Genomic DNA, 15,701 nt, shown 5'->3' with positions numbered 1-15,701 from the left:
CCAAAACAGAGCAAGCGACAAACCGCCATTTAGAGCGCTTAGCACTGGAAACTGGTTCACAAACAGACCATATTGAGCGGATGTCCCGCGCATCGAATTGGATCAAAAACCATGACCCTTCATACTACACTGATCGCGGCAGCTTTGTGCGCAACTGTGTCCACGCCCGTTTTTGCGTTCAATGCCCGTTTGGAAAGCGACGCGTCAGATGCTGTAAAAGAACGGCTATCGTCCGCCTCGGCCATTTTAGCGGCCCAACGCGACGGGATCACAGCCACCTCCGACATCATAGCCGCCGTCCAATCGGACTATCGCACCTTGTTGGGAACACTCTATCGATCAGGGTATTACGCTCCAGTCATCCGTATTTCCGTCGATGGGCGCGAAGGCAGCACGTTGTCGCTGATTACCTTGCCAAAAAGTGTCGAAGACGTCGTCATATCCGTTGACACAGGTGCAAAATTTACATTCGGGGCAACAAAGGTCGCGCCACTCGCGCCGCAAACAGAATTGCCCGAAGGGTTCTCCACCGGACTGACTGCCAAGTCTGGCAACATAAGCTTAGCCAAAAACAGTGCCGTTGACGCATGGCGCGCGGCATCATACCCAAAGGCTGCACTCTCGTCCCAATCCATTGTGGCGGATCACAACGCCAAAACCCTCGACGTTGCTCTTGGCATCGCGCCCGGCCCTGAAGCTGTGTTTGGGCAGTTGAGCTTTGCTGGCACCAAACGCGTGTCGCAAGAGCGACTGACGGAAATTACTGGCGGGATCGAAGGCAAAGCCTTTAATCCAGAAACGCTTGAAACCGCAGCGGCGCGATTGCGCAAAACCGGTGCGTTTCGCTCGGTTGCCATAAGTGAAGCCGACACGCTGAACGCCGACGGTAGCTTGGACATTACCGCCACCGTCACCGATGCCGCCCCGCGCCGCGTCGGGTTTGGCGCCGAAATTGATTCCGTCGAAGGAGGCACGCTTTCGGCTTACTTCATGCACAGAAACATTTCAGGCAATGCAGATCGCTTGCGCTTTGATGCTGAAGTTTCAGGTCTTGGGTTGGATTCAGGCGTCGACTACACTCTGTCGACAACCTACCGCAGGCCTGCGACGACACGCCCTGTTTTGGCGCTCGTAGCCGAAGCTGAGATTGCGCGCACAGATGAGTCAAGTTACCTGTCGAACTCGGCTACGTTCTCGGTTGGCGCAGAGGTCACTCTGTCAGACACAACCTACTTCACCAGCGGCATCGGATATCGTTATTCTGATGACTCGGACGATCTTGGCGATCGCACGTTTTCGCATTTCATTGTGCCCATCACCGGCGCACGTGACTCGCGTAATAATACTCTAAACCCAACAACTGGGACGTATTTTGAAGCCGAGATCATGCCATTCATTGGATTTTCAGGCTCAACCACAGGCGGACGCCTGTTTGCCGACACCCGCGCCTACAAAGGGTTCGCAGATGACAGGTTTGTTTTTGCGGGGCGATTCATGATCGGATCTATCGTCGGCAGCGATGTCTCAGACACACCGCCCGACTTGTTATTTTACTCCGGCGGGGGCGGTACTGTTCGCGGACAACCTTATCAATCGCTTTATGTAGATTTGGACGATGACACCACGACCGGAGGTGCCAGCTTTATTGGTCTTTCGACCGAATTGCGTGCAGGAATTACGGACAAAGTCTCTTTGGTTGGCTTCGCAGATGTCGGTGGCATTGGTGAAAATGCGACACCCGACGACACGATGAACTGGCACGCGGGCGCAGGACTTGGACTGCGCTATGACACTGGATTTGGCCCCGTTCGCCTCGACATCGCGGCCCCCGTTTCGGGCGACACAGGCGATGGCGTGCAATTTTATGTTGGAATTGGACAAGCATTTTGAACACTCGTTTTGCACTCATAGCTGTCGCCTCATTGCCTTTGATCACTGCTGCACAGGCTCAAGACACGTCGGACGATACATCGCGGGATCGGTCCCTAATTGTCGGATTTCTTGAGGACAATTTGTCAGGCGCAGGCCGTGACATTCGCATCGATGGATTCAAGGGGTTGTTATCTTCCACTGCCACGATGGACAGCCTCACCATCTCAGACACGGAAGGTGTTTGGTTCACGTTGAACGATGCCGTTCTGGACTGGAACCGGTCCGCTTTATTGGCAGGGCGGCTCGAGATTGAACAAGTGTCAGCCGCCTCAATCGAAGTTCTCAGACGCCCGATATCACAAGCCTCTCCTGCCGAGCCCGAGGCGAGCGTTTTTTCCTTGCCAGAGTTGCCAGTCAGTATCGAAATAGGCGAAATCACGGCCGAAAGCGTCAAGCTTAGCGCCGATATCTTGGGTCTGAGCGAAGCGGTTGAGCTGTCGATATTGGGGGCAGCAACGCTCAAAGACGGCGATGGTTCTGCCGTGTTGGAAATCAAAAAGCTAACCGGCTCTGCTGGGGCCTTCACATTGGACGCGTCTTACAACAATTCCGACGCCTATTTTGATCTCGACCTGTCGCTGTCTGAGGGGCCAGACGGGATCATTTCGACGCTCATCGGCTTGCCCGACACTCCCGATCTGTCGCTGACCGCCAAAGGCTCAGGCCCGCTTGACACCTTCACAGCTGACATCGAATTGGCCACCTTGGGTCAACCGCGCTTGTCTGGCACAATCGGATTATCGACGTTCATTGAAGCAACCGCGACGGACCAAAAGCTTTCACCAACGCAGAGCGCAAACACCGACGAAACAGAGGCGGCGCAACCCAAAGTTCGAGCATTTTTCGCGGACATCAGTGGCGATGTCACTCCACTGTTCGATTCATCATACGCGCCATTCTTTGGTGCCTCCACATCTTTGACCGCCAAAGGGACATCGTACCCAGACGGTCGTTTGACGCTTGAAGACTTCGCGTTGGCAACAAGCACCCTTTCGCTGGGGGGCTCTGTGGCCATTGGCACGGATTCTTTGCCAACATCCTTTGACGTCTCTGGCGTGGTTGCAAACACATCTGGGGCCCCGACACTATTACCCGTCGCGGGAGACAAACAATATTTGCAGCGCGCTGAAATCTCAGCTCAATACGACGCATTGAAGGGTGAAACTTGGACGGCGACAGCACGCGTGACTGATTACAGCCAAACAGATATCGCCATCGCGGACATGTCTTTGGACGCTTCCGGCACCATTTCTCGCAGAGCAAATCCGCAAGGATCAACCTTGCTGCGGGCGTTTGATGCCAGCCTTAAGATCGTCGCAGACGGTATTGATCTGGACGATACGGCACTGATGTCCGCTGTCGGTTCCAACGTAACGGCGCAAACCAAACTGGTATGGCGCGATGGCTCTCCTTTGGAGCTTGAAGCGGTTTCTATTGTTGCGGCGGATGCATCCATGACCGCGGACGGCACAATTTCCGGCTTGGACAGCGGCTTCACGTTTAAAGGCAACCTTGGCCTTGAGGCACCCCGCCTGTCCCGTTTCGCGGATATCACAGGCCTGTCGTTGCAAGGCAGCCTCAGCGGCGCGGCCACAGGGACATTCACACCGCTTGGCGGCAGTTTTGACGCCGAGATCGCCGCCCAAGCGCAAAACGCCCGCATTGGCATTCCCAAAGTGGATGCGCTTTTGACCGGCAAAAGCCAAGTGAGCCTGCGCGCACAGCGCAATGAAACAGGCCTGTCGCTTGAAGCGTTTGATGTCGAGACATCAGCTGTGACTGTGCAAGGGTCGGGCACCTTAACCGGCACGACAGCAGATATGAACCTCACCGCACGATTGGATGATGTCGCACGCCTAAATGCAGGGGTAAGCGGCCCACTGACGGCGACGGCGCGCATATCTAAAGAAACACGAGATGGCCCGTGGCAAACCTCTGCCGAGATGAGTGGGCCCGGTGGATCAACGGCGAACCTTTCAGGGGATATCGCCCAAAGCTTTGGCTCTGCGGCTCTGCAAGTTTCCGGATCGGTCCCTCTTGGTCTTGCGAACAGTTTGACCACAGCGACTTTATTACAAGGCACCGCTGATTTCGACCTGCAGTTAAACGGGCCACTGGCTATGTCTTCTTTGGCGGGGACGGTGTCTGCGCGCACAGGTGCACGTGCCGTTTTACCTGCAGCTGGACTTTCGCTGACTTTCGATCAATTGCGTGCAAACCTGACCAATGCCAATGCGGATATCACCGCGACAGCGCGTGCGGACACGGGCGGCCGCATTTCTGTCTCTGGGGCCGTTGGCCTAAGCTCTAATTATGCAGCAGATATCAAACTGATTTTAAACAACCTTGTTGTGGCTGACCCAGAGCTTTACACCACCTCGATGAATGGCACCATTGCGCTGACGGGACCGATGTTGAGCGGCCCAAGGGTCAGCGGTACAATAAATCTAGGGAGCACGGACGTGCAGCTCGCAACAGTATCGACAGGGGCTGGCGGCGACATCCCAGAGATTGTGCATAAATTTGAACCAAACTCTGTGCATCAAACCCGTGATCGCGCAGGTGTTTTGTCAGACGGCCAATCCTCTGCCAGTGGCGGCAGTAGCAACGCCATTGCTCTTGATGTCACCGTAATCGCGGAAAATCAGGTGTATATTCGCGGACGCGGCCTAGATGCAGAACTCGGAGGTCGATTGCGCTTGGTAGGGACCACTCAGAATATTGTTCCTATCGGCCAGTTTTCTTTGGTTCGCGGGCGTCTGAGCTTGCTTGGAAAACGTATAGACATGGAAGAAGGCGAATTATATCTGCAAGGGAACTTTGATCCTAGCTTTTCACTGGTCGCGGCCACAACCACCGATGATTTGACCATTAGCATCACGACTTCAGGACAGGTCAGCGCGCCAACAGTCGGTTTCTCATCTTCGCCAGAATTGCCTGAAGACGAAATTTTGGCGCAGCTTTTGTTTGGGCGTGCGATTTCGGAAATTTCAGCGTTTCAAGCCGCGCAAATGGCGGCCGCCGTTGCCACATTGACAGGTGGCGGCAGCGACATTGCCGGATCAATCCGTGATGAGCTTGGCGTGGACGACTTGGACGTGACAACCTCTGACGAGGGGGAAACCGAGTTACGAGTTGGCAAGTATTTGTCCGATGAAATCTATACAGATGTGACCATCGACAGCGCGGGGCAGTCGGTCATCAACCTAAACTTGGATGCCTCTGACTCGGTGACGTTCAAAGGCTCTGCATCACCTGATGGGGCAACCAGCCTTGGGGTTTTCTTCGAAAAAGACTATTAAAGCCCTTATCAAAGCGCGTGACTTCCACATTTCAAAAGTAACGCTTTAGGCCGGTTTTTTGGTTTTTTGCTGCACAAAGGCGACGATATCACGCGTAGGGCGCGCGCCCGTCAACCGCGCGATTTCTTTGCCGCCTTGAAACAAAATCAACGCAGGGATGCCGCGAATGTTGTTCTTTTGGGACACAGCGGGAAAGTCTTGGGTGTTCACTTTTGCAAAGCGCGCACGGCCTTTCAAAGCGATCGCAGCCTTGGCAAAATCAGGCGCCATCTGACGGCAAGGCCCACACCACGGCGCCCAAAAATCGACAATCAAAGGCATATCGTCCAGCTTGGCGGCTTTGGCCAAAGACGTTGGATTCAACTCCGCCACTTTGTCAGAAATCAAGCCAACACCACATGTGCCGCACTTGGGGCTTGAGGCCAGTTTTTCTGCGGGCACACGATTGGCCTGACCACATTTGAGACAGGCAAGTTTGACAGGATAGGTCATCGTGTGATCCCTCATTAAATTCACTACACAGCATATATTTGTGCTTGAGGCCAAACAATCAAGGCCCCGATCTGTGGATCAGGGCCTACGTCGTTTACTCAGCGGCTTCAACGTAGTTTTCAAGCGGAGGACATTGGCAGATCAAATTGCGATCCCCGTGCGCATTATCGACACGCCCAACAGGGGGCCAATATTTGTCAACGCGGAACGCACCCGGAGGGAAACACCCTTGCTCTCGGCTGTAGGGACGATCCCACTCTGCAACCAAATCGTTAACCGTATGTGGCGCAAGCTTGAGCGGGTTGATGTCCTTGGGCAGAGCCCCACTTTCGATCTCGGCGATCTCAGAGCGGATCGACAACATCGCCTCGATAAACCGGTCCAACTCGGCCTTGGTTTCAGATTCCGTAGGCTCGATCATCAAGGTGCCCGCGACGGGCCAAGACATCGTCGGCGCGTGGAAACCACTGTCCATCAAACGCTTGGCAATGTCTTCGACAGTGACCTCAGAGCTTTCATCAAAAGCACGCGGGTCGATGATACATTCATGAGCCACGCGCCCGTGCCTGCCACGATACAGGACCGGAAACGCATCATCCAAGCGCGCGGCGATGTAATTGGCATTCAAGATAGCGACCTTTGTGGCCTGCGTCAGACCTTCGCCCCCCATCAACATACAGTAAGCCCATGAAATTGGCAGGATCGACGCCGATCCATACGGTGCGGCAGACACTGGACCAGTTTCGCCACCGCTCTCAGGATGCCCCGGCAAGAACCGTTCAAGGTGCTTTTTCACCCCGATCGGCCCCATGCCCGGACCGCCGCCGCCATGAGGAATGCAAAAGGTCTTGTGCAAGTTCAGATGGCTGACATCCGATCCGATTTCACCTGGTTTAGATAGACCAACCATAGCATTCAAATTCGCGCCATCCAGATAGACCTGCCCGCCAAATTCGTGGGTGATGTCGCAGACCTCTTTGACGGTTTCCTCAAATACACCGTGGGTCGATGGATAGGTGATCATGCAAGCAGAGAGACGATCACCAGCGGCCGCGGCCTTGGCGCGGAAATCGCCGATATCGATATCGCCGTTTTCCGCAGATTTCACCACGACAACCTTCATCCCGCACATCTGAGCAGAAGCAGGATTTGTGCCATGCGCTGACATCGGGATCAGGCAGATATCGCGTGCGTCCTGCCCGTTTGCACGGTGATAGGCCGCGATGGCCAACAGTCCCGCATATTCGCCCTGCGCGCCAGAATTGGGCTGCATCGACATTGCATCATAGCCTGTGATTTCGCAAAGCTTCGCAGACAGATCATCGATCATCTCTTGATAGCCCACGGTTTGATCCACAGGTGCGAACGGATGGATCGTATTGAATTCAGGCCATGTCACGGGCATCATTTCAACAGCAGCATTAAGCTTCATCGTGCAAGATCCAAGCGGGATCATCGTGCGGTCCAGCGCCAAATCACGGTCCGCCAAACGGCGCATATAGCGCATCATTTCGCCCTCGGCACGGTTCATGCCAAAAATCGGATGGGTCAGGTAATCGGTGTCGCGCACGAGCGCCTCAACAAAGCCCAAGTCAGTGGGCTCATTGCCCGCCTCTGCTTCATGCCCGAAAGCGCGCCAAACCTTTTCGATGATCTCTACATCGACCATTTCATCGACAGAAATACCAATATGCGTCTTGCCGATGGCACGCAAATTGATGCCTTCGGCTACAGCGGAGCGCAAAATAACCCCTTGCATCGCGCCGACATCGACAGTGAAGGTGTCATAGAAATTGTCAGGCGCGATTTTAAAGCCTGAGGATTTCAAACCATCGGCCAACCGCACCGCGTTAAAGTGGATCATCTCGCCAATGGCACGCAGTCCTTGAGGGCCATGAAATACCGCATAAAAAGACGCCATCACCGCGAGCAAGGCCTGCGCCGTACAGACATTGGACGTCGCTTTTTCGCGGCGGATATGTTGTTCGCGCGTTTGCAAAGATAAGCGGTAAGCCCTGCCGCCATTGGCATCAATTGACACGCCAACAATACGCCCTGGCATGGCGCGTTTCATCGCGTCTTTGCACGACATAAACGCAGCATGGGGACCACCAAACCCAATCGGCACGCCAAATCGCTGGGCAGAACCCACCGCGATATCGGCATCCATGGAACCGGGATCTTTAAGCATTGTCAACGCCATCAGGTCTGTCGCCAAAATGGCCACGGCTTTGGCCACGTGCAGCTCTGCTATATCGGTGGTGTAGTCACGCACACCACCATTGGTGCCAGGGTATTGGAAAATCGCCCCAAATACTTTGCTTGTGTCGATGTCTTTTGGATCACCAACAATCACATCTATATCCAGTGGGGCTGCGCGGGTTTTCATCACAGCGATATTTTGCGGGTGGCAGTTTTCATCGATGAAAAAACCCTTGGCCTTGGATTTTGACACGCGCTGCGCCATGGTCATAGCTTCAGCGCAGGCTGTGGCTTCATCCAGCAAAGAGGCATTGGCGACAGGCAAGCCCGTCATATCCGATACCATCGTTTGAAAGTTCAACAGTGCTTCCAAACGGCCTTGGGCGATCTCGGGCTGGTAGGGCGTGTAAGCCGTGTACCATGCGGGATTTTCCAAAATATTGCGCTGGATCGCAGGCGGTGTCGCGGTGGCGTAATAGCCCTGCCCGATCAAAGAGGTCATGATCTTATTCTTGCCCGCGACCTTGCGCATCGCGCCCAAAACTTCATGTTCCGTCATTGGCCCCCAAGACAGTGGCTCTAGCTGACGGATATTCATGGGCACGGTTTGGTCGATCAAGGCGTCCAAAGACGAAGCTCCGACAACGTCCAACATCTCGTGCATTTCATCAGGCGACGGGCCAATATGGCGGCGGTTGGCAAAGTCGTATGGATTGTATGTAGACGGAATATAGGCCACAAAATGATCCTTTTGAGCGAACAGGGGAAGACGCTGAGGGGGGGTGTTGTGGGGCCAAGGCTGCACGCCAAGGCCCCCTAAAGTTTAGCCGACCAAAGTTTTGTATTCAGCTTCATCCATGAAATCGTCAAGCACAGAGAGGTCTTCGATTTTCATCTTGAAAAACCAAGCATCGCCAATGGCGTCTTCATTTACTTTCGACGGATCAGCGACCAAAGCCTCGTTCACTTCAACAATTTCGCCATCAAGCGGTGCCAAAATATCGGACGCGGCTTTCACGCTTTCAATCACGCAGATCTCTTCGTCTTTGGTCACGGTGATGCCCTCATCCGGCAGCTCAATAAACACAACATCGCCAAGCTGCGCGGCCGCGTGTTCGGTGATGCCGACAACAACAAGATCGTCTTCGACGCGCAGCCATTCGTGTTCTTCAGTGAATTTCATAGGTCTTATCCTTGGAGTTTTAGCGTTTGTAAGTGGATGGGCGAAACGGCATTGGCGCGACTGTCACAGGCAGGCGCTTGCCACGCAGTTCAGCAAAAATTTCGACCCCATCGGCGGCAAAGTCAATGGGCAGATAGCCCATGGCAATAGGTCCTGCGACAGAGGGACCAAAACCACCAGAGGTGATCGTACCGATTTGATCTGTACTCTCAGCTGTGGCAAACAAGGGCGTGCCTTCGCGCATCGGCGCGCGGCCTTGCGGCAACAGGCCAACGCGCAGCTTATTCGCACCCTCGTCCAGTTCGGCCAAGATACGAGCCGCACCAGGAAAACCACCGACACGCGCGCCGCCTTTGCGCCGGATGCCTTGGATTGCCCATGCGATATTGCCCTCAACAGGCGATGTCGTGGCGTCGATGTCATGGCCATAGAGGCACAGCCCAGCTTCTAAGCGCAGACTATCGCGCGCGCCAAGGCCGATCAGTGCGACCTCGTCCATATCGACCAATTTGGTTGCCACATCCGTTGCGATATCTGCAGGTATCGAAATTTCAAACCCGTCTTCGCCGGTATAGCCAGAGCGCGAAATCCACCACTGGGCGCCGTCCACAGTCACACGATGACTGTCCATAAAGCGCATGGTTGTGACATGCGGCACGATCCGCGCAAGGACCGCTTCGGCTTTGGGGCCTTGCAGAGCAAGCAATGCGCGATCGGTTATTTCTGTAACAGTGACATAATCTGGTAGATTGGCACGCATATGGGCAATGTCTTGGGCTTTGCAGGCTGCATTGACGACCAAAAACAAATGATCGCCGGTGTTGGCAATCATCAGATCATCCAAAATACCGCCGTCGTCGTTGGTGAAAATGCCGTACCGCTGACGATCGGCTTTGAGACCCGCCACTGACACAGGCACCAAAGCCTCAAGCGCAAGCATCGCGGCCTCAAGACCCTGCGTGGATGTCAGCGCGACCTGTCCCATATGCGACACATCAAACAATCCTGCATCGGTGCGCGTGTGCAGGTGTTCTTTCATCACGCCAAGCGGATATTGCACAGGCATATCATAGCCCGCGAATGGCACCATTTTACCACCGTTTGCGACGTGAAAATCGTATAGGGCAGTGCGTTTAAGCTCCGTCATTTTGTCCTTTCCAAGCGCATCACACGCTGAATTTCAAAACCGGAACATGTACCGGCATCATGACAAAGCCATCCTTTGTCTGATGCCCCCTCTGTCTTTTGCGCCTGAGATCGTTATCCCTTCGGCGGGCGCATCCACGCCTCTCTCCAGAGTTTTATGTTCTTCGAAGGTCCGTTTGCCTGAGAGTTTACCGGGGCGGTTGCTCCTTCGGCACGGGTACACGCGCGATGCGCCCCGTTCTCCCAACGAAGATGATGCTTGATCATTATGTCAGCTGATCGATTCCAGCAAGAGGGGCTGTGCAAAAAAGCGAGCCCCTAAAGAAAAACCCGCCAAGCGCATCAGCGTGGCGGGTTTTTAGACGTTCATTTGGCTGTGTGATTACAGAGCAGGCGCTTTTTGCAACAAAGGCATCACGTTGGACATATCTGGTCCACGTTCCAAACCAGTGACAGCTTTGCGCAGCGGCATGAACAGGCCTTTGCCCTTGCGACCCGTCGCTTCTTTCACGGCTGTGGTCCACTCTTTCCACGTTTCGTCAGTGTAAGGCTGTGCTGGCATCATCGCGAAAGCTTGCGCGACGAAATCTTTGTCCTCGTCGTCCACAAGCGGCGTAGCCCCGTCGCGGAACAGGTCCCACCAGCCCGCCATATCGGCCTTAACTGTGATGTTTTCACGCACAACGTTCCAGAACAATTCGGCTTTGTCGGCCGGCACACCCAATGCTGCGATCTCGTCTGCGACATCCGCAAATGGACGCCCCAAGTTGACTTGCGCCGTCAGCGGAAACAGGTCTTGTTCGTCGAATTTGGTTGGCGCAGATCCGAATGTGGAAATGTCGAACCCCTGAATGAGTTCTTCCATTTTTGAGCGCACTTCAACAGGCTGCGATGATCCAGTGCGGGCCATCAGAGACATCAAGGCCATAGGCTCGATCCCTTGTGCGCGTAGATCGCGCAACGACAGCGTGCCCAAACGTTTAGACAAAGCCTCGCCTTGTGGGCCAGTCAACAAAGAGTGGTGCGCAAAGTTTGGCACGGTGCCGCCCAAAGCTTTGATAATTTGGATTTGAGTCGCGGTATTTGTCACGTGATCAGACCCGCGCACAACGTAAGTTACGCCGTAATCGATGTCGTCACAAACAGACGCAGGCGTGTACAAAAACTGCCCATCTGCTTTGACCAAAACAGGATCAGACACAGATCCACAATCGATAGAGATATCGCCCAAGATGCCATCAGTCCATTCAACGCGTTCCAGATCAAGTTTGAAACGCCAATGACCATCGCCGCGCTCAGCGCGCAGGGCGTCTTTTTCGGCATCCGTCAGGTTCAGGCCAGCGCGATCATAAACCGGTGGCTTACCCATGTTGAGCTGTTTTTTGCGTTTCAAATCAAGTTCTACAGGTGTCTCGAAACACTCGTACAAACGCCCTGCCGCTTTCAACTCTTCCATCGCCGCCGTGTAGCGATCAAGACGTGCGGATTGGCTCTCTGTGCGATCCCATGTCAGACCCAACCATGTCAGGTCTTCTTTCAACGCGTCGATGTATTCTTGCTTTGAGCGCACAGGGTCGGTGTCGTCGATGCGCAAAATAAACTGCCCACCCGCTTTACGCGTGATCAAGTAGTTGAAAAGCGCCGTGCGAAGGTTGCCGACGTGGATATAGCCTGTGGGGCTTGGTGCAAAACGTGTGACGGTCATGGTGATCTCCTGTTGTGCTTGCTCTTTCATATTGCGCGCAAAGAGTCCATATCTGTGCGCGTGCTTGCCTCAGATGTGAGTGCAAAACCTGCGCTATTGGAGCCCAATATGTCCGACGTCCTACTTAACGCTATTGCCCCCGATCTTGCGATGTTTGAACAGATCGCGCGTGCCACGATTTCTGAGCTGCCGCCTGCGTTCAAAGTTCTGGCGGCTTCCGTTGGCGTCACCGTGATGGATTTTATACCAGAGGATTTGATGGCTGAAATCGGCCTTGAGGACCCTTTTGCGCTCACAGGGCTTTATACGGGCATTCCGATGACGGAAAAGTCCACGATGGATCAGGCCACGTCGCCTGACACCATTTGGCTGTTTCGCCGGCCTATTTTGGACGAATGGTGCCTGCGTGGTGATGTAACGATCCAACAAATGGTCGCCCATGTGACGGTGCATGAATTAGCGCATCACTTTGGGTGGTCAGATGAAGAGATCGCCAAGATCGACAAATGGTGGGAACACTAGGTTTCAGGCGGCGACAGATCTTTGCCCCGCCGCTATCGCCAAGCCATCCACCACGGCTGTGAAGGCTTCGGATTTGATGGATCGTGCGTTGGGGACAACCTGTTTGATGGCGTCCGGCACGATTGACATCAGACTTGTGCCGCCGACATAGACAACCGCGCCGATGGCATCAGGGGATACGCCAGCAAGCTTCAATGTCTCAGTCGCGGCCTCAGTCAGTTCTGATTTATAACGCTCAAGTGATGCGCTCATCCCCGCCTCATTCAGCTGTGCAGACAGACCTTTTTCAACCAATCCAAGCTCGATCAGGCCCTGCCCGTCGGTGTTGACCGCAATTTTTCCGGCCTCTACTGCAAAGGCGACGTCATGGCCAAGTTCTGCCTCGATCACCTCGTAAAGCCGTGCCAATTTGTCGGGTTCAACCGCATGACGTTGCAGGTCTTTGACCAAACGTTCGGTGTCTTTGGTGTAGAGAAACGGGATTTTCTGCCATGTCGCCAAATCGTTAAATAAGGTGGCAGGCACAGGCAAAAGCCCATCAGCCAAAGCGCGACGCACGTTCGTTCCTGCCCCAAACAGTGGCATCACATGATCAAGCGACAAAGCGCGATCCAAATGCGTACCGCCAAGGCGCACACCGTAGGACGCCAAGACATCCGCCTTGCCGTCAGCTTTGCGAAACACGGTAAAATCCGATGTGCCACCGCCGATATCGACCACCAAACCGATTTCGCCCCCGGCCAAATCTTGTGCTGCCAACGCGGCAGCTTCGGGTTCGGGCAGAAAATCGATGTGCTTGAACCCCGCCATTGTATAGGCTTCAGCCAAGTCGATCAAAGCCTGCGCGTTTGCCGTGTCATTTTTGGAATGGAAGCGAACGGGACGACCAGAGACAACGCCTGTTACAGGCTGGCGCACGTGATTTTCGGTGCGGATACGCAGCTCGGTCAAAAATTGCGCGATCACATCCAAAAGGCTTTGCCGTTTGGGGCCGATCATCCGCGTTTCGCGCAGCAAAGGCGTGCCCAAAACCGACTTGAGCGCACGCATATAACGCCCCTCATCCCCCGCAATCAGCGCGCGGTTAGCGGCAGACCCAAGGCGCATATTGCCGCGCGCATCAAAGAACACCGCCGTGGGCAGGGTTTTCGACCCTTCTTCGATGTCCACCAACCAAGGTTGCCCATTCACGGCCAAACCCACAGCAGAGTTGGAGGTTCCGAAATCGATTCCGACAGTGAGTTCCATAACCGCGCGCTCTATCTTATGCTGTAAAGAGCGTCGTGATACGGCAAGGATTGGACCTGTTCAAGAGTTCAAATCGGCGCAAGCCAACTTGGGCGCATCGGCGATCTTTTATTCTGCGGTTTTATCCCTGATCACGCCAGCGGTTGGCGATCGGATACCGACGATCCAACCAAAACGCGCGCGGCGTCAGGCGTGTGCCGGGGGCAGATTGGAACCGCTTGTATTCAGAGATATACAGCAGATGCTCGACCCGTTTCACCACATCGCGCGCGTAACCTTGTGCGACGATTTCTGCCACGCTTAGTTCATGATCGACTAAGCCTTCTAAGATGGCATCCAGTACCTCATAGGCCGGCAAACTGTCGTCATCGCGTTGATCCGGGCGCAGCTCTGCCGAGGGCGGTTTATAGATGATCGACACAGGGATCACCTCGCCCGCAGGACCAGCCATCCAAGGCCGGTGGTTGGCATTGCGCCAACGACATTGTTCAAACACACGGGTCTTGTAGAGATCTTTGATCGGGTTATAGCCACCATTCATATCGCCATAAATCGTGCAATAGCCCACTGCGACTTCGGATTTATTGCCTGTGGTCAGCAGCATTTCACCAAATTTATTGGACAAGGCCATCAACAAAAGCCCACGAAGGCGCGACTGCACGTTTTCTTCGGTGGTGTCGGCCTCACGCCCTTCAAACAGCGGCGCAAGCGTGTCAGTAATCGCATCACGTCCCGCTTTGATTGGCACGAAATCATAGTGACAGCCCAATCGATTGGCGATGTCTTTGGCGTCATCCAGCGAGCTTTGCGATGTATATTCGGACGGCAACATCACACAGCGTACATTCTCTGCGCCCAGCGCATCGACTGCAATCGTGGCCACAATCGCAGAATCGATCCCGCCAGACAGACCCAACAAAACCTTTTTGAAACCCGTTTTGCTCATGTAATCGCGCAAGGTTTCGACCATGGCGCGATAGTCTTGTTCCCACTCATTGGGGTGTGATGTGATCTCGCCTTGTTCGGCCATCCAAAGCCCATCCGTTTGCACGAAATCGACATGGCGCAGCACTTCATCAAACACGGGCAGTTGGTGAGCGATTTGACCATGACGATTGAGCACGAAAGAGCCACCATCGAACACTTGATCGTCCTGACCGCCCACCATGTTGAGATAGACCAACGGCAAATCGTTTTCCGTCACACGAGCGACCATGTGCCCCAAACGACGGTCAAATTTATTGCGGTAATAAGGCGATCCATTGGGCACGAGCAGGATTTCAGCGCCTGTTTCAGCCAAAGCCTCAGATACATCGGCATGCCAAGCGTCTTCGCAAATAGGCGTGCCGATGCGCAGCGGTCCAATGCGGTAGGGCCCATGCACATCGCCGCTCTCAAACAGGCGCACCTCGTCAAAAACCAATTCATTGGGGCGGTGATGTTTGAGCACCACGGTTTGCACCTTGCCCTCGGCCAAAATCCAATAACCGTTGTAAAGTTTGCCCTCGCGCAAGCATGGCCCGCCGATGCCAATAGCTGGCCCATGCGCGGTGATCTCAGCCAGCTCTTCAATCGCCAGAATCGCATGTTTGGCGAAAGCTGGCTTCATAACCAAATCTTGCGGTTGGTAGCCCGTGATGAACATCTCAGGAAAGGCAATCATATCCGACTTGGCCGCAGCCGCCTCGTGATGGGCTGCGATCACAGCCTCGCCATTGGCCGCAATCGCGCCAACGGTGGGGTTCAATTGAGCCAAAGTCAGGCGGAATTTATCGGTCATAACACAGGCCTCTTACACTTTAAGACAGGTTTAGCAGACTGAGCGGCAAGGGAAAGCCGATGACGCCAAAAACATTTGCTCACAGCCGCCAGACTGCCTAGGCTAGCGGCGACTCTTGGCTCAAACGCGGGCCGTATTTTCAGCAATGCGTCAGATTTGGACGCACTTGCCACAGACTGCAACGGGAAG

General features: G+C 54.4%; 10 protein-coding genes and 1 riboswitch. Of the genes, 3 read left to right on the top strand and 7 right to left on the bottom strand.

Features of this window, described 5'->3' with window-relative positions:
- The first annotated feature begins 111 nt into the window (after positions 1-111).
- Together WNY38_RS11700 and WNY38_RS11695 are read left to right on the top strand one after the other, a co-directional pair.
- Entirely contained in the window at positions 112-1,890 is a 1,779-nt protein-coding gene (locus WNY38_RS11700) for a BamA/TamA family outer membrane protein (RefSeq protein WP_342857520.1), read from the top strand.
- Positions 1,887-5,234: a translocation/assembly module TamB domain-containing protein gene (locus WNY38_RS11695; RefSeq protein ID WP_342857519.1), complete on the top strand. Its 3,348-nt coding sequence runs from the start codon at positions 1,887-1,889 to the stop codon at positions 5,232-5,234. The genes WNY38_RS11700 and WNY38_RS11695 overlap by 4 nt, the downstream gene beginning before the upstream one ends.
- Positions 5,235-5,279: 45 nt before the next feature.
- On the opposite strand, the gene WNY38_RS11690 is transcribed toward WNY38_RS11695, so the two are convergent.
- The 5 genes from WNY38_RS11690 to gltX all read right to left on the bottom strand — a co-directional run bounded on the left by WNY38_RS11690 (position 5,280) and on the right by gltX (position 11,962).
- Complete coding sequence (locus tag WNY38_RS11690; protein WP_342857518.1) at positions 5,280-5,726, bottom strand: thioredoxin domain-containing protein; 447 nt, start codon at positions 5,724-5,726, stop codon at positions 5,280-5,282.
- 94 nt (positions 5,727-5,820) lie between these two features.
- Complete coding sequence (gene gcvP, locus WNY38_RS11685; protein WP_342857517.1) at positions 5,821-8,667, bottom strand: aminomethyl-transferring glycine dehydrogenase; 2,847 nt, start codon at positions 8,665-8,667, stop codon at positions 5,821-5,823.
- Positions 8,668-8,751: 84 nt separating this feature from the next.
- Positions 8,752-9,111, bottom strand: coding sequence for a glycine cleavage system protein GcvH (gcvH, locus tag WNY38_RS11680; RefSeq protein ID WP_342857516.1), 360 nt, complete (start codon positions 9,109-9,111; stop codon positions 8,752-8,754).
- A gap of 19 nt (positions 9,112-9,130) precedes the next feature.
- Positions 9,131-10,258, bottom strand: a complete 1,128-nt coding sequence (gene gcvT, locus WNY38_RS11675; RefSeq protein ID WP_342857515.1) for a glycine cleavage system aminomethyltransferase GcvT — start codon at positions 10,256-10,258, stop codon at positions 9,131-9,133.
- A gap of 157 nt (positions 10,259-10,415) precedes the next feature.
- Positions 10,416-10,513: riboswitch (glycine riboswitch) on the bottom strand.
- A gap of 126 nt (positions 10,514-10,639) precedes the next feature.
- Positions 10,640-11,962, bottom strand: a complete 1,323-nt coding sequence (gene gltX / locus WNY38_RS11670; RefSeq protein ID WP_342857514.1) for a glutamate--tRNA ligase — start codon at positions 11,960-11,962, stop codon at positions 10,640-10,642.
- Between the two features lie 108 nt (positions 11,963-12,070).
- Here gltX and WNY38_RS11665 point away from each other — a divergent pair, with 108 nt between their 5' ends.
- On the top strand, positions 12,071-12,484 hold the full coding sequence (locus WNY38_RS11665) for a metallopeptidase family protein (protein ID WP_342857513.1): 414 nt from the start codon (positions 12,071-12,073) through the stop codon (positions 12,482-12,484).
- Between the two features lie 3 nt (positions 12,485-12,487).
- On the opposite strand, the gene WNY38_RS11660 is transcribed toward WNY38_RS11665, so the two are convergent.
- Together WNY38_RS11660 and WNY38_RS11655 are read right to left on the bottom strand one after the other, a co-directional pair.
- The gene (locus WNY38_RS11660) at positions 12,488-13,732 is read right to left on the bottom strand and encodes an Hsp70 family protein (RefSeq protein ID WP_342857512.1); all 1,245 of its coding nucleotides are present in this window, start codon (positions 13,730-13,732) and stop codon (positions 12,488-12,490) included.
- Positions 13,733-13,853: 121 nt separating this feature from the next.
- Entirely contained in the window at positions 13,854-15,512 is a 1,659-nt protein-coding gene (locus WNY38_RS11655; protein WP_342857511.1) for an NAD+ synthase, read from the bottom strand.
- Between the last annotated feature and the right edge of the window lie 189 nt (positions 15,513-15,701).

The sequence above is a fragment of the Pacificibacter sp. AS14 genome (genome assembly GCF_038899935.1).
Taxonomy (GTDB): domain Bacteria; phylum Pseudomonadota; class Alphaproteobacteria; order Rhodobacterales; family Rhodobacteraceae; genus Celeribacter.
The sequence above is the reverse complement of the archived record's forward strand: the minus strand, read 5'-3'. Positions and strand labels throughout refer to the sequence as shown.

What these genes read in the sequence shown, in the direction of transcription:
- WNY38_RS11690 (WP_342857518.1), bottom strand. Translation starts at nt 5,726, where the DNA reads ATGACCTATCCTGTCAAACTTGCCTGTCTCAAATGTGGTCAGGCCAAT.
- WNY38_RS11660 (WP_342857512.1), bottom strand. Translation starts at nt 13,732, where the DNA reads ATGGAACTCACTGTCGGAATCGATTTCGGAACCTCCAACTCTGCTGTG.
- WNY38_RS11655 (WP_342857511.1), bottom strand. Translation starts at nt 15,512, where the DNA reads ATGACCGATAAATTCCGCCTGACTTTGGCTCAATTGAACCCCACCGTT.
- WNY38_RS11665 (WP_342857513.1), top strand. Translation starts at nt 12,071, where the DNA reads ATGTCCGACGTCCTACTTAACGCTATTGCCCCCGATCTTGCGATGTTT.
- gcvH (WP_342857516.1), bottom strand. Translation starts at nt 9,111, where the DNA reads ATGAAATTCACTGAAGAACACGAATGGCTGCGCGTCGAAGACGATCTT.
- WNY38_RS11700 (WP_342857520.1), top strand. Translation starts at nt 112, where the DNA reads ATGACCCTTCATACTACACTGATCGCGGCAGCTTTGTGCGCAACTGTG.
- gcvT (WP_342857515.1), bottom strand. Translation starts at nt 10,258, where the DNA reads ATGACGGAGCTTAAACGCACTGCCCTATACGATTTTCACGTCGCAAAC.
- gltX (WP_342857514.1), bottom strand. Translation starts at nt 11,962, where the DNA reads ATGACCGTCACACGTTTTGCACCAAGCCCCACAGGCTATATCCACGTC.